The organism is Methylophaga sp. OBS1, assembly GCF_026319365.1.
The window spans coordinates 262,565-283,540 of record NZ_JAPDMS010000003.1; the positions used below are offsets into that span (position 1 = coordinate 262,565).

The following is a 20,976-nucleotide window of genomic DNA, read 5'->3' on the forward strand; positions in this document are numbered from 1 at the left end:
TCATGCAATCTTGTACAATTGTTATTTTTGGCGCCACCGGCGACTTATCTAAGAAAAAATTGTTACCGGCTCTGTATCACCTCGATGCAGAGAACAGACTGACCGACGATACCCGCATCATCTGCATGGGTCGTCGCGAAGCGGCACAGGAAGACTGGAAACAACAGGTTGTCGAGTTTGTCTCTCCCAAAGCGCGGGATGGTGTCGATGATGCCACCCTGAACAAGTTTCTGGATCGCGTTCACTACTTCAAATGCGATATCAATGATGCTTTCAGCTACCACGAACTGAAAAAGCTGATTACCAAGGAAAACGGCTTTCCGCAAAACATCGTCTTCTACCTCTCAATCAGCCCGGCGCTGTTCGGCGTAGTGGGTGATCAACTGGCCGCTGTCGGCATGAACAAAGAAGAGGACGGCTGGCGTCACCTGGTGGTTGAAAAACCTTTCGGTTTCGACCAGAAAAGTGCCGAAGAACTGGAAGGCGTGCTGCGCAAAAACTTCACCGAAGAGCAGACTTACCGCATCGACCATTACCTGGGTAAAGGTACGGTTCAGAACATTTTTGTATTCCGTTTTGCCAACCTGCTGCTGGAACCATTGTGGAACCGCAACTACATCGATCATGTTCAGATTACTCACGCCGAACAACAGGGTGTGGGTGGCCGTGCCGGCTACTATAATGATTCCGGTGCGCTGCGTGACATGATTCAAAGCCATTTGATGCAGGTCATGGCCCTGGTCGCGATGGAACCCCCAGCCGATCTGGATGACGAGTCACTGCGCGATGAGAAAGTGAAAGTACTGAAAGCGATCCGCCCTATCACCGAAGACATCGTCGATCAGCACGCTTTCCGCGGCCAGTATGCCGCCGGTGAAGTCAACGGCAAACCTGAACCCGGCTACCTGGAAGATGAAGAAGTGCCTAATGACAGTGTCACTGAAACCTATGCCGCAATGAAGGTTTACATTGATAACTGGCGCTGGCGCGGTGTCCCATTCTACCTGCGTACCGGTAAGTGTATGCCGGAATCCAAAGCCATGATCGCGATTCGCTTCAAGAAGCCGCCGCAGGAGCTGTTTAAAGACACCAAGATCGGTGACAGTCACGCCAACTGGATCGTGATGGGTCTGCAGCCAGACAACACCCTGCGTATCGAACTCCAGGCCAAGCAACCCGGTCTGGAACTGAAAAATCACACCGTGGCACTGGAAACCGTCGAATCAGACGAAACCAAGCACCGTCTGGATGCTTATGAAGCGCTGATCCTGGATGCAATCCAGGGTGACCGTTCTTTGTTCCTGCGTTCCGATGAAGTGAATCTGGCCTGGAAAGTCGTGGATCCGGTTCTCAACAAATGGGCCAAGGACAAAGACTTTATTCACACCTACCCGGCTGGTACCTGGGGTCCGGAAGAAGTCAGCCGTATTCAGGATGATTCCTGTCACGTCTGGCGTAATAACGTCTGAGTGCAAACCGACTGAAACAAAAAAGCCGGCTAACCGCCGGCTTTTTTATGCCTGTTGTTTTCTCCTGAGCCATTTTTCCAGCTCTACCAGCCACAAAATGACCGAGGCAACCAGCACGATTTGCAGCCAGCTGTGCGCATCAATGGCGGCGCTGCCGAACAGGAAATGCATGGCTGGCAGGTAAGTAAAGCCCAACTGGAAGACCAGCAACACCGCCACCGCCAGCAGCGCAATCCGGTTGCCCAGCAGGCCTGCCTTGTTAAGCACCGGTGCAGTCAGAAAGCGGGTATTAAACAGATAAAACACCTCAAACATGACCAGTGTGTTCACCGTCACGGTGCGGGCAGCTTCCAGACTGTGGCCGGAGTCGATATGCAACACAAAAAGAGCAAAGCTGCCCAGCATCATGACCACCGACACAAAAACAATACGGCGGATAAGGTCCATCGTCAGTAAGGGCGTCTGCCTTGCCCGCGGCCTGCGTGCCATCAGGCCTGGCTCGGCAGGTTCAAAAGCCAGTGCCAGTCCCAAAGTGACCGCAGTTATCATATTGACCCAGAGGATTTGCACCGGCGTTATCGGCAGCATGACCCCCATCACAATCGCTGCAATGATAATCAAAGCTTCGCCGGCACTGGTGGGCAGGATAAACAGAATCGCCTTGGTCAGGTTATCGTAAACCGTGCGTCCTTCCTCGACCGCATCCACGATGGAAGCAAAATTATCATCCGCCAGCACCATATCCGAAGCGTCGCGGGCAACTTCAGTGCCGTTGCGGCCCATGGCCGTGCCGATATCGGCACGCTTCAATGCCGGCGCATCATTGACGCCATCACCGGTCATCGCCACCACTTCGTCATTCTCCTGCAGGGCTTTGACCAGTTTGAGTTTGTGTTCCGGCGTCGCTCTGGCAAACACGGACTTGTCTCTGACCACCTGTTGTAAGGCAGCGTCATCCAGTTCTTCTATGTCTCTGCCGCTGATGACCGCTGAGGTCATGCCCATTCTTTCTGCTATGGCGGCGGCGGTATCACTGTGGTCCCCCGTGATCATTTTGATTTCAATGCCGGCATCCTGACACAGTCTGACTGCCTGTACTGCATCCTCCCGCGGCGGGTCCATCATCGCTACCAGCCCGAGCAGCGTCAGCCCCTGCTGGACATCATCAAAATCGAGTTCAGTCTTCTGCCCCTCAAAATCCAGGCTCGCCAAAGCCAGCACGCGCTGGCCTTTAGATGCCAGTAGCTTGACCTGCTGCTGCCAGTGCGCCAGATCCAGCTCATCTCCATGATGCTGATAGCGACACATTTCCAGCACCCGTTCCGGCGCACCTTTGAGATAACAGAAATGGCGGCCCTGATGATCATGATGCAGTGTGGCCATGAATTGATGCACTGACTCGAAAGGAATCACGTCCAGTCTGGGCTGCGCCTCTTCTTCATAATCGCTTTCAAAACCGGCTTTGGCAGCCAGACTGAGCAGCGCGCCTTCAGTGGGGTCGCCTTCACACTGCCAGCGCTCATCCTTGAATATCAGACGGGCATCGTTACATAACAGACCAGCTCTGATCAGCTGTTGCAGTGCTGAGTCTGATTCGACCTCGACCGTTTTATCGCCCTGCCGAACATCGCCATGCGGGTCATAACCACTGCCAGTGACTTGATAATCCTGTCCGGCGGCGGTCAGCATTTCGGTGACCGTCATTTCATTGCGGGTCAGAGTGCCGGTTTTATCGGTGCAGATAACAGTGACCGATCCCAGTGTTTCCACCGCCGGCAGACTGCGGATGATGGCTTTTTTGCTTGCCATTTTCTGCACACCGATGGCGAGGGTAATGGTCATGATGGCCGGCAAACCTTCCGGAATCGCCGCCACAGCCACACTGACCGCCGCCATGAACATGCTGCTCAAGGAAAATTGATGAACGAGGATACCCACCAGCATGGTCAGCACCGCAATCAGCACGATCATGATGCTGAGCTGTCGACTGAATAAGGCGATTTGCCTGAGCAGCGGCGTGGTGATTTCCTGTACTTCTGAAAGCAGGCTGCTGATTCGGCCCAACTCGGTATCTGCCCCGGTCGCGACCACTACGCCGCAGGCCTGACCGAAAGTGACCAGGGTGCCGGAATAAAGCATGCACTGGCGATCGGCAAGTTGTGTGGATTCAGCCATCGTCTCGGCGGTTTTATCTACCGGCATTGACTCACCGGTCAATACCGCTTCCTGCAGTTGCAGGTTTTTTGCTTTCAGCAGCCTCAAATCCGCCGGCACCTTGTCACCCGCCTGCAGAAATACAATATCACCGGGCACAAGCTGGTCGGCTTTTAAAGTGGTTTTACTGCTATCGCGTTTGACTACGGCATTGGCGGTGAGCATCTTACCCAGCGCAGCAATCGCATCTTCCGCCTTACCTTCCTGAACCATGCCAATCAGGGCATTAATCAACACCACCGCCGTGATGACGATGCCGTCCACCCAGTGACCAAGCAGAAAAACAATGATGGCAGCAGCAATCAGCACATAGATAAGTACGTTGTTACACTGCGCCAGGAATCGCTGCCACAGGCCGCGACGAACGCCCTCGGGGAGACGGTTAGGGCCGAAGCGGGTCAGGCGCTCGTCAGCCTGCGCCGCCGACAGGCCCTGTTCATCAGTATCCAGACGCTGCAGGACTTCAGCCACATCCAATGCATGCCAGGCCATTTGTCTGGACGACGTTATATCGGCATGTGGGGGCTGAAGATGTGCCATCTTAATTCATGGCTTGTCCGAGTTTGATGATATCCCCCGCCTGCCAATGGGACTGGAAGGCTTTCATGCCAGGCGGGAGCAGTAGAATCACTGTTGATCCCATATTGAAACGCCCCATTTCCGCCCCCTTAGTCAGACGAATTGATTGTTCATCAGCATAACGCCATTCCTTTATCGCGTCACCGTAAGGCGGAGTGATCTGGCCGGCCCAGACGGTTTCCATACTGCCGACAAATATTGCTCCCACAAGCACCTGCACCAGCGGTCCGAACTCAGTATCAAATACCGTGACAACACGCTCATTACGGGCAAACAGACGGGGTACAGCCCTTGCCGTGCGAGGATTGACTGAAAACAGCTTGCCCGGCACATAACGCATGCTGGTTAAGGTACCCGTCAGTGGCATATGAATACGGTGATAATCGCGCGGCGAGAGGTAGATGGTGGCAAACTGACCGTCAGCGAATGCCTGCGCCAGTGATTGATCGCCAGCCAATAATTCTTCCACCGTGTAGTCACGTCCTTTGGCCTGAATGATGCGTCCATCGGTGACCGGACCCAGTTGACTGATTGCCCCATCGACCGGTGAAACCAATACATCATCGCCTTCAGCAACAGGCCGAATACCAGCCCTGAGTGGTCGGGTAAAAAACGCATTAAAACTGGGGTAATCTTGCAGGTCCGCTGACGTCGCCTCACTGATATCGACTTTAAACCACCAACTGATGAAGCGAATAAAAGCATTTTTGAACCAGCCCACCCGGCTTTGCGTCAGGCGATGCATCAGCACCGACAGCGTATGCTGAGGCAACAAATACTGCGGTACTGTCAGGATACGATCCAGCCAGTTACAGCGCCGTTCTTTTGTGTCGGGTCTGTCAGCCACGTCTTATCCCCTTTAACCTATAGTCCAAGCTTGTCATAATCAACGGCATTATTTCCATTCTTAACAAAAGCGGGAGTATAGCAAGCAATGATTCAGCCCCTCATCTCTATCTGCCTCGCATTGTGCCTGATGCTGTCCTTGCCGCTGAAAGCAGCCGAATCGGCTGATGCTGCGGTTTCACCCTATTTCGCGATTGAAGATCCCTTCACCATTAACTTTCTCAAACAAAGTGATGACAAAATGCGCTACCTGCAAATCAAGGTCGCATTGAAATCTGACGATCCCGCGATCATTCAGAGCGCGCAAACCCATTTGCCGATGATTCAGGACTCACTCAGGTTACTGTTCACCGATCAAAGCTACACCACTATTACCTCGGTGGCGGGCAGAGAGCTGTTACAACAGCAGGCACTGGAACGAATTCGTGGTCTGCTGGCAGAGGAAACCGGCAATGACTCACTGGAACAGGTGTACTTCACCCGCTTTATTCTGCAATAGCGGCATACTCCTTGCTAATTAAAACTAAACTTGTATATGGAAAGCGCTCATGGCTGAAAAACAAGACGATATTGAAGTCGCCGAAGAGAAAAATACTAAAACTACCAAAATCCTGGTTGTTGTCATTGCCATTCTTTTACTGGCTATCATTGGCCTCGGCGTCTTTTTGTTTATGGGTAACGGTGAGGAAGATGCTGCTGAAGTGACCGAACCCGTCAAGCAGCCACCGGTTTACTACACCATCGAAGAACCGTTTATTGTTAATTTTTCTGAGCAAAGTGACGGCCAGGTTCGCTACATGCAGGTCAAAATGAAAGTGATGGCAAGAGACCAGGCAGTCATTGATGCGGTTCAGACCCACTTACCGGCTATACAGCACGAGTTGCTGATGCTGCTGTTCAGTCAAAATTATGACGGCTTATTGACCAGCGAAGGCACTCAAGCATTGCAACAGGCCTGCCTGGAAACAATCAACCGGATTCTGCAATCCGAAACTTCTCTGGAGAATGAGTTGGAAGCCGTGTATTTCACCAGCTTCCTCATGCAATAACCATGGCTGTCCACGACATACTCTCACAAGATGAAGTCGATGCCCTGCTGAATGGCCTGGGCGATGGCGAGCTGGAAACCAGTTCGAATATCGACCCTGAAACCGGCAAGCCTCGGCCATATGACTTCGGCAACGAAGAACGCATTATCCGCGGCCGTATGCCGACGCTGGAAATGATCAATGAACGTTTTGGTCGTTACCTGCGTATCAGCCTGTTCAATATGCTGCGGCGCTCGGCGGAAATTTCGGTGGGTGGTGTGCAGGTGATGAAGTTCTCTGAGTACGTGCATACCCTGTTCGTGCCCACCAGCCTGAACCTGATCCATCTACACCCGCTACGCGGTACCGGCCTGATTGTGCTGGAACCGAAACTGGTGTTCACCATTCTGGATAATTATTTCGGTGGTGAAGGTCGTTTTCAGGCCCGTATCGAGGGCCGTGAATTTACCGCGACCGAACTGCGCGTGATTAACATGGTGCTGAACCTCTGTTTCCGTGACTTGACCGAAGCCTGGTCACCCGTGATGGAAGTCGACTTTGAATTTGTTAATCATGAAGTGAATCCACAGTTCGCCAATATTGTCAGCCCCAGTGAAGTCGTGGTTATTTCAACGTTTCATGTCGAACTCGATGGCGGCGGCGGTGATGTCCATGTCACTTTCCCCTACTCCATGCTGGAACCGATTCGTGAGCTACTGGATACCGGGCTGCAGAGTGATCGTTCCATGGACGATGGCCGCTGGGCCAAGGCATTACGTGAAGAAATAAAGATTGCCGAGGTGGAGCTGTGGGCGAACCTCGCACAGAGCACTTTAAGTCTGGAACAGATTATCAAGCTTAAACCGGGCGATATCATTCCCATCGATATGCCCAAACATGTGGTGACCATGGTAGAGGATGTGCCGATGTTTCGTGCCAGCTATGGTGAGCACAGCGAAAAAGCCGCGTTGAAAATTCAGGAAATTATCGAACATCCTAAAGATCACACACCGACGTACCAGTTGAAGAAAGGTAAGAAAAAATGAGTGATGATACCCAACAAAAAGATCAGGAACTGGCCGATGAATGGGCCGCCGCACTGGAAGAACAGAGCGACGAAACCAGCGGCGAAGAAGACAATGATCCCTGGGCTGAGGCACTGCAGGAACAGGCTGAATCTGAAGATAAGCAACAGAAAGCTAACCCGGCGCCGGTCGCCCAGTTGGATGACGATGCCAAACCGCGCCAGGATGTGGATCTGGACATGGTCATGGACATTCCGGTCACCATCTCCATGGAAATCGGCCGCACCCGCATCAGCATTCGTAATCTGTTACAACTGAGCCAGGGTTCAGTGGTAGAACTGGATCGCCTCGCCGGTGAACCCATGGATGTGCTGGTCAACGACACACTGATTGCCCACGGCGAAGTGGTGGTGGTTAATGACAAATTCGGTATCCGCCTGACTGATGTCATCAGTGCGGCAGAACGCATCAAGAAGCTGCGCTGATGAAAATGCCATGCTTACTCGGCAGCAGTCTCTGGCTACTGTCATTCCCGCTTTATGCCGCTGAGCAACAGGAGAGTGCCAGGACCCTGAGTCAATCGCCTTTGTCTGCAATGAGCCTGTTACAGACCGTGATGGGGCTGGTTCTGGTACTGGGTTGCATCGTACTGGTGGCCTGGTTGTTAAAACGCACCACCAGTTTTCATACGGCTGCTAACGGAAAAATGAAAGTGATTGCCGGTCTGCCTCTGGGCACCCGCGAGCGAGCGGTGCTGGTGCAGGTTGGAGATGAGCAACTACTGCTCGGGGTGACACCACAACAGGTCAACCTGCTCTATAAACTGGATACCCCACTTCCGACTGGCAATACTGAGCGTGCCGATTTTGCCGGGAAATTACGTCAAATTATGCAACAGCGGGGGGAACGCTGATGCGATTCCTGCTCACTTTGATTATGTTACTGTCTCCGATGCTGGCCATCGGTGCCGAACAGGGTATTCCAGCCTTGACCGTCACTGATACCGAAGGCGGCGAAAGTTACAGCCTGACCCTGCAAATTCTGGCATTGATGACCGTGCTGACCCTGCTACCGGCAGGGTTGATGATGATGACGTCTTTTACCCGCATCATCATTGTGCTGGCCATATTACGTCAGGCCATGGGGGTGCAGTCGACCCCGTCTAACCAGATCCTGATTGGTCTGGCACTATTCCTGACTATCTTTATCATGCATCCGGTTTTCGGTCAGGCATACGAAGAGGCCGTCGTGCCGTATATGGACGGTGACATTGAAGTGACCACTGCCTTTGAGCGGGCCGGCGCTCCGTTCAAAGCCTTTATGCTGGCCCAGACCCGGGAAACTGACATCGAACTGTTTGCCTCAATCGGTGGCTACGAGGAAATGCAGACACCGAAGGATATCCCTTACAGCCTGTTATTACCCTCTTTTGTCACCAGCGAACTGAAAACAGCCTTTCAGATCGGCTTTTTGATCTTTATTCCGTTTCTGATCATCGATCTGGTGGTTGCCAGTGTGTTGATGGCGATGGGGATGATGATGTTGTCACCGATGCTGATTTCACTGCCGTTCAAACTGATGCTGTTTGTATTGATTGATGGCTGGGCGCTGCTGATGGGCACGCTCGCCTCGAGTTTTTACCTATGACGCCGGAAACTGTTCTTACCGTGATGCAACAGACGCTACAGATCATTTCTGTATTGATCGCAGCGATTCTGTTACCCGCCCTGTTCATCGGCCTGCTGGTCAGCATGTTCCAGGCCGCGACCTCGATTAACGAACAAACCCTGACCTTTATTCCCAAGCTGTTTATCACACTGCTGGTCCTGATGGTGGCCGGTCCCTGGATGCTGAGTATGCTGATTAGTTTCAGCCGGCGTTTGTTTGAAGATATTCCTTTCCTGATCGGCTAGGCCGCGACAGTATGGAATTCAGCATAGCTGAAATCACCGGCGCGCTGGGCAGTTATCTGTGGCCCTTTTTCCGCATCGCCGCGATGGTGATGGTGGCACCGATTTTCAGCAGTAACTTTGTCAGTGCCCGTGCTCGTCTGCTGCTGGCTCTGGCCGTCAGCATGGTGATTATTCCCGGCATCTCTACCGATATGCCGGTGGTCGATCCTTTGAGTGCTACCGGTCTTTTAATCATTGCCCAACAAATTCTGATTGGCGCCTGTATGGGCTTTATTCTGCAGTTACTGTTCAACGCTTTTATTGTCGCCGGTCAGATCATCGCCATGCAGATGGGTCTGGGTTTTGCCTCAATGGTCGACCCGCAGAATGGCGTGATGGTGCCGGTGATCAGTCAGCTATACCTGGTGATGGTCACCCTGATCTTTGTCACCATCGACGGTCATCTTGTGCTGATTCAGGTGATGTCTGAGAGCTTCAGCACGATGCCGGTCGGCCCCAATGGACTGACTGCTACCGATTTTCGTGATGTCGCTGCACAGGCCAGTTGGATGTATGCAGCTGGTGTCATAATTGCATTACCGGCGATAGGTTCCCTGATGATGGTCAACCTGGCGTTCGGAATTTTATCGCGGGCAGCACCGCAGATCAGTCCCTTCTCCATCGGCTTCCCGATGACCATCATTCTGGGTTTTGTGATCATCATGGTGACTTTGCCGCTGGTCGGCGAGCACATTGTTGATATGAGTGACACGATGCTGCAAACCGCGCGTTTGCTGGTAACGCAGGATGGCTGAAGAGAGCGGACAGGAAAAAACAGAAGAGCCCACGGCCAAGCGCCTGGAAGAGGCGCGAGAGAAAGGCCAGGTTCCCCGATCCCGTGAATTGACGACTGTACTGGTGATGATTCTGAGTGCGGTGACGCTGTTCTTCGTCGGTGAAAATATCATCGCTGATCTGGCTGAGGTGATGGCGCTGTCATTCAGCCTGACCCGCAAGCAGCTGTTTGACACCGATGCGATGGTCAATACCTTCATCCAGAGTGTCGAAATCATGGCTTTTGATATCGGCATATTCCTCGCCGTGACACTGGTTGCAGCACTCGCCGCACCAGCCTTGATCGGCGGCTGGAATTTCTCGGGGCAGGCCATGGCGCCCAAGGGTGAGCGGATGAGCCCACTCAAAGGATTGAAACGCATATTCGGTCCACAAGGGTTAATTGAACTAGCCAAGGCCCTGGCCAAATTTATTCTGGTCGGTGCCATTTCCACGGCGATCCTGTGGGGGATTCGTGACCAATTATTGACACTGGGCCGCCAGGAAGTTGAAGTGGCGATGGCTGATCTCGGCTATCTGACGCTGTGGGTGTTTCTCGCCATCACCGCCAGTCTGATTCTGATTGCGGTGGTGGATGTCCCCTTCCAGATCTGGAATCACAGCCGTCAACTGCGGATGACCAAGCAGGAAGTCAAAGACGAGATGAAGGACAGCGAGGGTAACCCCGAAGTCAAGGGCCGTATCCGCCGCATGCAGGTACAGCTGTCGCAGCAGCGGATGATGCAGGATATTCCGTCGGCCGATGTCGTTATCACCAACCCCACCCATTATGCCGTGGCGTTGAAATACGATCAGACCCAATCCGGCGCGCCGGTGGTGGTCGCCAAGGGGGCTGATCTGATTTCTCAGCAAATCCGCATGGTGGCTGAACACAATGAAGTGCCCATTCTCTCTGCGCCGCCACTGACCCGGGCGGTCTACTACTCGACTGAAATCGGCGATGAAATTCCATCTGGTCTGTATATTGCAGTAGCCCAGGTATTGGCATTTGTCTTCCAATTACGTCGCTACCGCAAACAGGGTGGCAACAAACCGCATCTGGACACCGAAGACCTGCCAATACCTGATGATTTAAGACGTGATGCATAACCTACTCTAAGCCGGTCAAAGCCGACCGGTATTGAGGCATCCCGACTGACTGCTTGAAAGGAAATTGGATGGAAAACAACGTACTGGCTGCCCGTTTTCGCTCTGTGGTAAACGGACACTTAGCGACGCCGATGCTGCTGGTGGCCCTGCTGGCCATGGTAATCCTGCCTCTGCCGGCTTTCATGCTGGATATGCTGTTTACCTTCAATATCGCCCTGTCACTGGTGATCGTACTAGCCAGCATCTACATGCTTAAACCGCTGCATTTCGCAGCGTTTCCCAGTATTCTGCTGATTGCCACCCTGCTCAGGCTGGCCCTCAACGTCGCCTCCACCCGAATTATTCTGCTGGAAGGTCACACCGGCACCGCGGCTGCGGGTAATGTGATTGAAGCCTTTGGTGAGTTTGTCATCGGCGGTAACTATGCTGTCGGCTTCGTGGTGTTTGCCATTCTCGTCATTATCAACTTTGTGGTGGTCACCAAAGGTGCCACGCGTATCGCCGAAGTCAGTGCCCGCTTCACCCTGGATTCCATGCCTGGTAAACAGATGGCGATTGACGCCGACCTGAATGCGGGCCTGATTGATCAGGATGAAGCCCGCCGCCGTCGTGAAGAAATCATGCAGGAATCCGATTTCTACGGTTCGATGGATGGTGCCAGTAAATTTGTCCGTGGTGATGCCATCGCCGGGATTCTGATCCTGTTCATCAACATCATCGGTGGTTTCATTATCGGTGTCGCCCAGCATGAGCTGACCTTTGCCCAGGCTGCCCAGTACTACACGCTACTCACCATCGGTGATGGTCTGGTGGCCCAGATCCCATCCCTGCTGCTCGCCGCTGCTGCCGGCCTGCTCATTACCCGTTCCACCAAGGAACAGGATATGGGTGAGCAAATCATCGGACAGCTCACCAGTAATCCCAAAACCCTGGCGATTACCTCCGCCATCATCGGCGGCATGGGCCTGATTCCGGGCATGCCCAATATTCCATTCCTGATTCTGGCCGCGATAGGTGGTAGCACCGCCTGGTACCTGCATCAACGTCAAAAAGCTGCCACCGCTGCGGAAATCGCCGCCCAGCAACCGCAGCAGGAAACACCCCGTGAGCAGCGTGAACTGAGCTGGGATGACTTGAGCCCGGTGGATCCGATTGGGCTGGAAGTCGGCTATCGTCTGATTCCTCTGGTGGATAAAAACCAGGGCGGTCAGTTAATGAACCGAATCAAAGGCATACGCAAGAAAATTTCCCAGGAAATGGGCTTTTTGATTCCACCGGTGCATATCCGGGATAATCTGGATCTGGCACCGACTGCCTATCAAATTACCCTGTTCGGCGTCACTTTCGGTGAAGCCGAAGTCTATCCCGACCGGATGCTGGCGATTAATCCGGGTCAGGTTTTTGGCGCCCTGGATGGCATTAATACCCAGGACCCGGCCTTTGGTCTGGATGCCGTCTGGATCGAAACCAGCCAGCGTGAACATGCTCAGGCCCAGGGCTATACCGTGGTCGATGTCGATACCGTCATCGCCACCCATCTGAGCAAGATTCTGAACAACCACGCCCATGATCTGCTGGGCCGTGAAGAAGTGCAGCACCTGCTGGATAACCTGGCTAAATCTGCGCCCAAGCTGGTTGAAGGCCTGGTCCCTGACACCGTGCCGCTGGGCACGGTGCAGAAAGTGCTGCAGAACCTGCTGGAAGAAAATATCCCGGTTCGCGATATCCGCACCATTACCGAATCGATCTCGGAACAGGCGGCACGTAACCCGGATCCGGAAGCCATTACCGCGGCCACCCGCATGGCGCTGAGTCATTCGATTATCCAGCATATCAATGGCACCTCGAATGAACTGCCAATTATCACCCTTGATCCAGAACTGGAACAGATTTTGCTCAAAACATTGCAGGCATCCGGTGAGGGTGGCGCAAGCCTCGAACCTGGTCTGGCGGAGAACATGCATAAGAATCTGCAGGAAGTGACGCAAAGACAGGAAATGACAGGGGATGCAGCCATCCTGGTAGTACAGGCGGGCTTGAGAAGCTGGATTTCCCGCTTTATCCGCCACTCGATTCCGGGCCTGAACGTGTTGTCCTACAACGAAATACCGGACGACAAACAAATCAGGATTGTGGCCAATATCGGCCGCTGAATGTGACAGATTGAGGTTGTGATTTATGAAAATCAAACGTTTCCAGGCTGCTGACGTCCGTCAGGCTATTCGTGAAGTCCGGGAAGTACTGGGACCCGATGCCGTGATCCTGTCCAATACCCGTGTCGACGGCGGTATTGAAATCGTTGCTGCCACCGACTACGACGAAAGCCAGTTCCGACGTCAGTCGCAGCCACTGATGGATGAACCTCCACAACAACCGAAAGTGGAAATCAATCCATCTGCGGAAACACGCTACCAAGCCCCTCAACCTGCGCCCAAAGAAAATATCTGGTCGCAGGAACCGACCCTGGTACAGATGCGCCGGGAAATCGCCAGCCTGCGTGACATGCTGCAGAATCAACTTTCAGACCTGACCTGGAAAGACATGGAGCGCCAGAGTCCGACCCAGATGCAGTTGCTGAAACGCTTCCTGCGCATGGGGGTCGATGTTGAGATCGCCAAGACCATCACCGCCCAGATGGCTGGCTTCGATGATCTGGAAACCGCCTGGCGTCAATCCATGGGCCGTCTTGCCAGCCAGCTGCGTCTGACTAATGAAGACTTTCTGTCGCAGGGAGGTATCTATGCGCTGGTGGGGCCCACCGGGGTCGGCAAAACCACTACGATTGCCAAACTGGCCGCGCGCTGCGCCCTCAAGCACGGCGCCCGTCAGGTGGCACTGGTTACCACTGATTGCTACCGCATCGGTGGCCAGGAACAGTTGCGCAGTTATGCCCGTATTCTGGGCGTGCCTATCCGGGTTGCCCGAACGCACGCCGAACTCTCGCAAACCCTGTCCGACCTGCTTGATCGCCGCTTTATCCTGATAGATACTGCGGGAATGAACCAACGGGATATGCAACTGACCGAAAAATTTGCCCTGCTCAAACAGCAGTCTCCCCGGGTGAAAACCTTGCTGACCTTATCTGCCAACACCCAGAGCAGCGGTATGGATGATATTATTAAGGCCTTTTCGCACCTTGATCTGAGTGGCTGTATTCTGACCAAAACTGATGAGGCCAGCAGCCTGGGTGGCGCACTGTCGGCGATGATTCGTCATCAGATGCCGCTTGCCTTTGTCGCCAATGGTCAACAGGTGCCGGAAGATTTGAGCCTGGCTCGACCTAATACCCTGGTCAATCAGGCCAGTGAACTGATGAATGATGAACAACAACTGGACCCGCAAACATTGTCCAGTTACGGAGGTTTTGCCGCCTATGGCTGATAATTCCCAGGATCAGGCTGCCGGCCTGCGACGCCAGCTCAATCCCCCGCGTCCGGTCAAGGTTATTGCCATCGCCAGCGGTAAGGGGGGTGTCGGCAAAACCAATGTGACCGTGAACCTGGGTGTCGCCATGGCGTCTCAGGGTAAGGAAGTTGTGTTGCTCGACGCCGATCTGGGACTGGCCAACATTGATGTCATGTTGGGACTGCACCCGCAATTCAACCTGTTACATGTACTGGATGGCAGCAAAAGTCTCAGAGAAATCATTGTCGAAGGCCCGGCAGGGCTGAAAATCATTCCTGCCGCCTCCGGCGTTCAGAAAATGGCCGAACTCAGCACCGCTGAACATGCCGGCATGATTCAGGCTTTCAGCGAAATGGATCAGCATATTGATGTACTGCTGATAGACAGCGCCGCCGGTATTGCGGATAGTGTGGTCAGCTTCAGTAAAGCCGCTCAGGAAGTGATTGTCGTGGTCTGTGATGAGCCGGCTTCGATTACCGATGCCTATGCACTGATCAAACTGTTAAGCCGCGAACATGGCGTGGAGCGTTTCCATGTTATCGCCAACATGAGTCGCAGCGTGCAGGAAGGTCGTGAACTGTTCGACAAGATTGCGCTGGTCTGTGAGCGTTTTCTCGACGTGACGCTCGACTTTATGGGGATTGTGCCTTTCGATGATGATTTGCGCAGCGCCGTCAAGAAACAACGCAGCGTGGTCGATGCCTATCCGCGCAGCAAGTCCGCCACCGCGTTTGCCCATCTGGCCAAGAAAATCGAATACTGGCCGGTACAGAAACAACCGCGTGGGCATATGGAGTTTTTTGTCGAACGACTGATTCAGGCAAGTATGGAAATGGCATGAACAGCGGAGCTGCCATGTACGCATCAGGACAATCAAAATCAGAACTGGTCGAACAGCATGCGGCACTGGTCAAACGTATCGCCTACCACCTGATCGCGCGCCTGCCTCCTTCGGTTGACGTTGAGGATTTGATTCAGGCCGGCATGATCGGCCTGCTCGATGCTTCACATCAGTTTGATGCGACTCAGGGAGCCAGCTTTGAAACCTATGCCGGTATTCGCATCCGCGGTGCGATGCTGGATGAAATTCGTCGAAATGACTGGGCGCCGCGATCGGTGCACAAAAAAGCCCGTGACATTGCCGAAAAGATGCGTGAAATCGAACAGAACAAGGGCCGTAACGCCACCGATGCAGAAGTCGCTGCGGCAATGGGGCTCAATCTCAGTGACTATCACCAGCACCTGCAGGATTCGACTGGGCATCAGTTATTCAGTCTGGATGATTTCACCGATAACGATGAAACCCAGGCCCACCCACTGACTGCCACGCCGTCCTCACCAGATGACGAAGTCCAGGAAGATGATTTCCAACTCGCTCTGGTACAGGCCATTGATGGTCTGCCGGAGCGGGAACGGCTGTTAATGAGCCTGTATTATAATGATGAATTGAATTTGAAGGAGATCGGAGAAGTCCTGGGCGTCAGTGAATCCCGGGTCAGCCAGATACACAGTCAAACAGTGATCCGGCTCCGTTCCAAACTTCGTGACTGGATGATGTAAATTTTGGAGGTTAGTTTTGGATAAGAATATGAAAATCCTGATTGTGGATGACTTCTCCACAATGCGACGGATTATAAAAAACCTGCTACGCGATCTCGGCTTCAACAATACCCAGGAAGCCGATGATGGCACGACTGCCCTCCCGATTCTGCAGGCAGGTGGCATTGATTTCCTGATCACTGACTGGAACATGCCGGGCATGCAGGGGATTGATCTGCTCAAGGCCGTGCGTGCCGACGAAAAATTGTCGACGCTGCCAGTACTGATGGTGACCGCTGAGACCAAGCGTGAACAAATCATTGAAGCAGCACAGGCCGGCGTCAATGGTTACATCGTCAAACCATTCACTGCTGCGACACTAAAGGAGAAAATCGAAAAGATTTTCGAACGAATCAACGCACAATAAGGAGCTTTCCCGCTCATGGCTTCCCGGAACGAAACTACTCAGCTCGATGCTGCCCGCGCACTTGTCACTGCACTGGAAAACAACGATGACAAAGCCGTCAACCAGCAACTGGCCCTCCTCACCGAGTCACATGAAAGTCAGCTATTTCAGGAGGTCGGCAAGCTCACCCGCGAACTGCATGAAGCCCTGAACAACTTCAATGTCGACTCGCGCCTGATTGATCTGACCGAAAACGACATCCCCAACACGCGAGACCGGCTCAATTATGTGATCACCACCACTGAGGAAGCCGCCCACAAAACACTGAGCCATATTGATGAAACACTGCCTTTGGCTCAAGAACTTCGCCAAACTGCCGAAAAGATAGATGAAAGCTGGCAACGTTTCCGCAATAAGGAAATGACGGCGGATGAATTCCGGCAACTGGTGAAAGAAATCGAAGCCTATTTGCCCACCGTCAAAGGCCATGCCGACCAGGTACATGCCAACCTGTCGGAAATGATGCTGGCCCAGGGATTCCAGGATTTGACCGGACAGGTGATTCGTCAGGTCATCAATCTGGTGGAAGAAGTGGAAGACAACCTGGTGCAGTTGGTCAAAGTGGCCGGTAAGCACCAGCAGGAAACCAAACAAAAGAAAGAAACTGACCCTATTAAAGCCGAAGGTCCACAGATAAACGCAAAGGACAACCCCAACGTGGTCAATGACCAGGACGATGTGGATGACTTGTTATCTAGCCTCGGCTTCTGAGGAACTGATGCATGACGCTGGATACCGATGACGAAATTCTGCAGGACTTTCTGGTCGAAGCCGAAGAAATACTGGAAGGCCTGAACGAGCAACTGGTCGAGCTGGAAAACAGCCCGCAGGATAAAGACCTGCTCAATTCGATTTTCCGCGGCTTCCATACCATCAAGGGTGGCGCCGGCTTCCTGAGTCTGGAAGCCATGGTCAACCTGTGTCACAAGGGTGAGGATGTGTTCAACCTGCTTCGTCAGGGTGAACGTTTTGTTGATGCCGATATGATGGATACCTTCCTCAAGGTCCTCGATATTCTCAACACCATGTTCGATGAGCTCAAGTCGGGTCAATATCCTACTGCGGCTGATCCGGCCATTTTGTCGCAACTCGCCGCGTACCTGGATAATGACAGTGTTGCTTACACCCCACCTGAACAGGCACCTGCTGAGCCCGAACCTGAACCTGAGCCCGAAGTCACTCCTGCTGCCGATGAGGACACTGCCGCCGCGTCGGCCGATGATGAAATCACCGATGATGAATTCGAAGCGCTGTTGGATCAGTTGCACGGTAATGCCCCGCCAGGCAGTCACAACGCACCGGCAGAGCCGGAAAAACCGGCAGTATCTGCGCCACAAGCTGAAAATAGTGACAGCGACGATATCACAGAGGAAGAATTTGAGGCCCTGCTGGATCAATTGCAGGGTAAAAATCAAAAACCTGCGGGTACCAAACCTGCTGCGCAGCCTGCTTCATCACAACCACCAAAACCTGAGCCGGCACCACAACAGCCGGCGGCTCCGGCAAACAATGCAGACAATGCGGCGGACGCCAAGCCGGAATCCAAACCTGAACCTAAACAGGAACCCGCTGCTAAGGCTGCCGCACCTGCCAAACAGGCTGATACCAGTGTGCGTGTGGACACCAGCCGTCTTGATGACATTATGAACATGGTCGGCGAACTGGTGCTGGTGCGTAACCGCATCAGTACGCTGGAAGCTGCGTTTGAAAACGAAGAGATGGCGAAAGCGGTCAACAACCTGACGGTGGTCACCGGTGATTTGCAGACGGCAGTGATGAAAACCCGGATGCAACCGATTAAAAAAGTATTCGGTCGTTTTCCGCGTGTGGTACGTGACCTGGCCCGCAGCCTGAAGAAAGACATCAACCTGGAATTACGCGGGGAAGAAACCGACCTCGATAAAAATCTGGTGGAAGCCCTCGCTGATCCGCTGGTGCATCTGGTAAGAAACGCCGTCGATCACGGTATCGAAATGCCGGATGCACGCGAAGCCGCCGGCAAACCGCGTCAGGGTAACATCGTGCTGGCCGCAGCGCAGGAAGGTGACCACATCCTGCTGACTATTGCCGATGACGGCGCCGGTATGAATCCGGAAGTACTGCGCCGTAAAGCGGTGGAAAAAGGCATGATGGATGAAGACACCGCTGCGCGGCTGACCGAATCAGAGTGCTTCTCGCTGATCTTCTCCCCCGGCTTTTCCATGAAACAGGAAATCTCCGATATTTCCGGTCGCGGCGTTGGCATGGACGTAGTAAAAACCAGTATTTCCAAGCTCAACGGCGTTATTGATATCAAGTCGGAAATCGGGGTCGGTACCACTTTATCGATTAAAGTGCCGCTGACACTGGCGATTATGCCAACGCTGATGGTGATGCTGGGCGATCAGATTTTTGCCTTCCCGCTGGTAAGCGTGAACGAGATTTTCCATCTGGACCTGTCTAAAACCAATGTCGTTGACGGCCAGCAGACCATTATGGTGAGAAACAAGGCATTACCCCTGTTCTACTTACGCAAATGGCTGGTGAAACATTACAACCCGACAGAAGAGACTGACTCTGATATCGAACACGTGGTCATCGTCAATGTCGGTACCCAGCGCGTCGGTTTTGTGGTCGATCAGTTGCTGGGGCAGGAAGAAGTCGTAATAAAACCTTTAGGTGCCCTGCTGCATGGCACCAAGGGTCTGGCTGGTGCCACCATCACCGGTGACGGGCGTATTGCGCTGATCCTCGACTTCCCCGAGTTGATGAAAGCCTATGCCAACCGCGGATATTAGGAGCCACTGTGACCGTTAAGGTTCTGATTGTCGACGACTCCAGTTTTTTCCGAAAGCGACTGAGTGAAATCATTGATGCCGATCCACGGCTTCAGGTTGTGGGCACTGCAAGCAACGGTCAGGAAGCCATTGATCAGGTGCAGAGCCTACGTCCGGATGTCGTCACTATGGATCTGGAAATGCCGGTGATGGACGGTATCAGCGCGGTGCGTAAAATCAAGACGCTACGACAGACACCGATATTAATGCTCTCCACCTGGACTACAGAAGGTGCCAGGTCAACACTGGATGCTCTAGAGGCCGGCGCTACAGACTTTCTGCCCAAGCGCTTCGAAGATTTATCCGCTGACCGCAGTGAAGCCCAGACAAAACTGTGTCAGCGTATTTATCAGCTGGCCAGTGGCTTTCACGCCAGCCTGGAAAAACCCTTACAACCGGCTGCAACACCAGCAGCACCGCGTTCCCGTGACAACAAACAGATTGAAATACCCGGTCTGGTCGCCATTGGTACATCAACCGGCGGCCCCGTGGCCCTTCAAAAGGTGTTGACGCAATTACCCGCCTCTTTCCCCAGCCCGATTGTGATGGTGCAGCACATGCCTGCCAGCTTCACTCCATCGTTTGCGGAACGTCTCGATAACCAGTGTCGAATTCATGTCAAACAGGCTGAACATGGTGAAACACTGAATCCGGGTACGGCCTACCTTGCGCCTGGCGGTCAGCAGATGCTGATCAAGGGCCGCCCTGGCAGGCTTTATCTACATGTTGAAGCGGGTGATCCGGCGCAGACCTACAAACCCTGCGTCGACCTGACTTTCAATTCTATCGCCCGCGTGTGTGCCTCAGATACCCTGGCGATTATCCTCACCGGTATGGGCAGTGACGGCCGCGACGGTTGCAAGGCCATCAAACAACTGGGTGGAACTATCTGGGCTCAGGATCAGGCCAGCAGCACCATTTACGGTATGCCGATGGCGGTCGCAAAAGCGGGTATTGCCGATAAAATTCTGGATGTCAGCGATATTGGACAGCAACTGGCGGAACTGCATTAATGGATATCCTCAGCGTCCTCGGTCTTATCGTCGGCTTTGGCGCCATTCTGGTGGGGCAACATCTCGAAGGCGGTCACCTCGATACCATCCTGAACGCCGTGGCAATGCTGATTGTACTGGGCGGCACGCTGGGCGCGGTGATGCTGCAAACCCCCATGAACACCTTTCTGCGAGCACTGCGCCGCACCTCCTGGGTATTTATGCCACCCAAAATGTCAGCCAGTGAACAACTTGAGAAAATTCTGGCGTGGAACCAGGTGGCCCGGCGTGAAGGGCTGGTCAGACTCGAATCGATGGCCATGGACGAAACTGACTTGTTTACCCAGAAAGGGCTACAGCTGATTGCGGATGGGGCTGAGCCGGAAATGCTCCGTGAGGTACTGGAAAGCGATCTGGATCTGGAAGAAGAAGACGATATTCAGGCGGCTAAGGTTTATGAAGCGATGGGCGGCTACTCCCCCACCATCGGTATTATTGGTGCCGTGATGGGGCTGATTCATGTGATGGGAAATCTTGCAGATCCTTCATCACTGGGCTCAGGCATTGCGGTGGCCTTTGTCGCCACTATTTATGGGGTGGGCCTTGCTAACCTGCTGTTCCTACCTATCGGTAACAAGCTGAAAGCCGTGGTGGCAAGCCGCACCCGTCTTCGTATGATGTTAATTGAGGGATTGATTGGCGTCGCGGATGGTGAAAATCCGCGTAATATCGAAAGTCGACTGCAGGCTTACCTGAATTGA

Annotated in this window: 21 protein-coding genes; 19 read left to right on the top strand and 2 right to left on the bottom strand. The window is 53.4% G+C overall.

Annotated features, from left to right (window positions below; all coding sequences use genetic code 11):
* Positions 1-2 precede the first annotated feature (2 nt).
* Positions 3-1,469: a glucose-6-phosphate dehydrogenase gene (zwf, locus tag OMQ46_RS10585; RefSeq protein WP_266236819.1), complete on the top strand. Its 1,467-nt coding sequence runs from the start codon at positions 3-5 to the stop codon at positions 1,467-1,469.
* Between the two features lie 45 nt (positions 1,470-1,514).
* On the opposite strand, the gene OMQ46_RS10590 is transcribed toward zwf, so the two are convergent.
* Both OMQ46_RS10590 and asd read right to left on the bottom strand, forming a co-directional pair.
* Entirely contained in the window at positions 1,515-4,223 is a 2,709-nt protein-coding gene (locus tag OMQ46_RS10590) for a cation-transporting P-type ATPase (RefSeq protein ID WP_266236820.1), read from the bottom strand.
* 1 nt (position 4,224) lies between these two features.
* Positions 4,225-5,109, bottom strand: a complete 885-nt coding sequence (asd, locus tag OMQ46_RS10595; RefSeq protein ID WP_266236822.1) for an archaetidylserine decarboxylase — start codon at positions 5,107-5,109, stop codon at positions 4,225-4,227.
* Positions 5,110-5,196: 87 nt separating this feature from the next.
* Between asd and OMQ46_RS10600 the strand changes: the two genes are divergently transcribed.
* From OMQ46_RS10600 to OMQ46_RS10685, 18 genes are all read left to right on the top strand, one after another.
* A complete protein-coding gene (locus OMQ46_RS10600; protein WP_266236824.1) occupies positions 5,197-5,607 on the top strand; it encodes a flagellar basal body-associated FliL family protein in 411 nt (136 codons plus the stop codon).
* A gap of 49 nt (positions 5,608-5,656) precedes the next feature.
* Positions 5,657-6,157, top strand: coding sequence for a flagellar basal body-associated FliL family protein (locus tag OMQ46_RS10605; RefSeq protein ID WP_266236825.1), 501 nt, complete (start codon positions 5,657-5,659; stop codon positions 6,155-6,157).
* Between the two features lie 2 nt (positions 6,158-6,159).
* The gene (gene fliM / locus OMQ46_RS10610; RefSeq protein ID WP_266236826.1) at positions 6,160-7,182 is read left to right on the top strand and encodes a flagellar motor switch protein FliM; all 1,023 of its coding nucleotides are present in this window, start codon (positions 6,160-6,162) and stop codon (positions 7,180-7,182) included.
* The gene (gene fliN, locus OMQ46_RS10615) at positions 7,179-7,646 is read left to right on the top strand and encodes a flagellar motor switch protein FliN (RefSeq protein ID WP_266236827.1); all 468 of its coding nucleotides are present in this window, start codon (positions 7,179-7,181) and stop codon (positions 7,644-7,646) included. Before fliM ends, fliN begins: the two co-directional genes overlap by 4 nt.
* Positions 7,646-8,074: a flagellar biosynthetic protein FliO gene (fliO, locus tag OMQ46_RS10620; protein WP_266236829.1), complete on the top strand. Its 429-nt coding sequence runs from the start codon at positions 7,646-7,648 to the stop codon at positions 8,072-8,074. Before fliN ends, fliO begins: the two co-directional genes overlap by 1 nt.
* A complete protein-coding gene (gene fliP / locus OMQ46_RS10625) occupies positions 8,074-8,808 on the top strand; it encodes a flagellar type III secretion system pore protein FliP (protein WP_323135156.1) in 735 nt (244 codons plus the stop codon). The genes fliO and fliP overlap by 1 nt, the downstream gene beginning before the upstream one ends.
* A complete protein-coding gene (gene fliQ / locus OMQ46_RS10630; RefSeq protein ID WP_266236830.1) occupies positions 8,805-9,074 on the top strand; it encodes a flagellar biosynthesis protein FliQ in 270 nt (89 codons plus the stop codon). The genes fliP and fliQ overlap by 4 nt, the downstream gene beginning before the upstream one ends.
* Before the next feature lie 11 nt (positions 9,075-9,085).
* Entirely contained in the window at positions 9,086-9,868 is a 783-nt protein-coding gene (gene fliR, locus OMQ46_RS10635; protein ID WP_266236831.1) for a flagellar biosynthetic protein FliR, read from the top strand.
* On the top strand, positions 9,861-10,997 hold the full coding sequence (gene flhB / locus OMQ46_RS10640) for a flagellar biosynthesis protein FlhB (RefSeq protein WP_266236833.1): 1,137 nt from the start codon (positions 9,861-9,863) through the stop codon (positions 10,995-10,997). Before fliR ends, flhB begins: the two co-directional genes overlap by 8 nt.
* 68 nt (positions 10,998-11,065) lie before the next feature.
* A complete protein-coding gene (flhA, locus tag OMQ46_RS10645; RefSeq protein ID WP_266236834.1) occupies positions 11,066-13,150 on the top strand; it encodes a flagellar biosynthesis protein FlhA in 2,085 nt (694 codons plus the stop codon).
* A gap of 25 nt (positions 13,151-13,175) precedes the next feature.
* Positions 13,176-14,378, top strand: a complete 1,203-nt coding sequence (gene flhF, locus OMQ46_RS10650) for a flagellar biosynthesis protein FlhF (protein ID WP_266236835.1) — start codon at positions 13,176-13,178, stop codon at positions 14,376-14,378.
* Positions 14,371-15,243, top strand: a complete 873-nt coding sequence (locus OMQ46_RS10655; RefSeq protein ID WP_266236836.1) for a MinD/ParA family protein — start codon at positions 14,371-14,373, stop codon at positions 15,241-15,243. Before flhF ends, OMQ46_RS10655 begins: the two co-directional genes overlap by 8 nt.
* Positions 15,240-15,962 (top strand): RNA polymerase sigma factor FliA, encoded by a 723-nt coding sequence (locus OMQ46_RS10660; RefSeq protein WP_266236839.1) that lies wholly within the window; start codon positions 15,240-15,242, stop codon positions 15,960-15,962. The genes OMQ46_RS10655 and OMQ46_RS10660 overlap by 4 nt, the downstream gene beginning before the upstream one ends.
* Before the next feature lie 16 nt (positions 15,963-15,978).
* Positions 15,979-16,368, top strand: a complete 390-nt coding sequence (cheY, locus tag OMQ46_RS10665) for a chemotaxis response regulator CheY (RefSeq protein ID WP_266236841.1) — start codon at positions 15,979-15,981, stop codon at positions 16,366-16,368.
* A 15-nt stretch (positions 16,369-16,383) separates the two neighbouring features.
* The gene (locus OMQ46_RS10670; RefSeq protein ID WP_266236842.1) at positions 16,384-17,118 is read left to right on the top strand and encodes a protein phosphatase CheZ; all 735 of its coding nucleotides are present in this window, start codon (positions 16,384-16,386) and stop codon (positions 17,116-17,118) included.
* 11 nt (positions 17,119-17,129) lie between these two features.
* Positions 17,130-19,184, top strand: a complete 2,055-nt coding sequence (locus tag OMQ46_RS10675) for a chemotaxis protein CheA (protein ID WP_266236843.1) — start codon at positions 17,130-17,132, stop codon at positions 19,182-19,184.
* Positions 19,185-19,192: 8 nt separating this feature from the next.
* Positions 19,193-20,236, top strand: coding sequence for a protein-glutamate methylesterase/protein-glutamine glutaminase (locus OMQ46_RS10680; protein ID WP_266236844.1), 1,044 nt, complete (start codon positions 19,193-19,195; stop codon positions 20,234-20,236).
* Positions 20,236-20,976: a flagellar motor protein gene (locus OMQ46_RS10685; RefSeq protein WP_266236845.1), complete on the top strand. Its 741-nt coding sequence runs from the start codon at positions 20,236-20,238 to the stop codon at positions 20,974-20,976. The genes OMQ46_RS10680 and OMQ46_RS10685 overlap by 1 nt, the downstream gene beginning before the upstream one ends.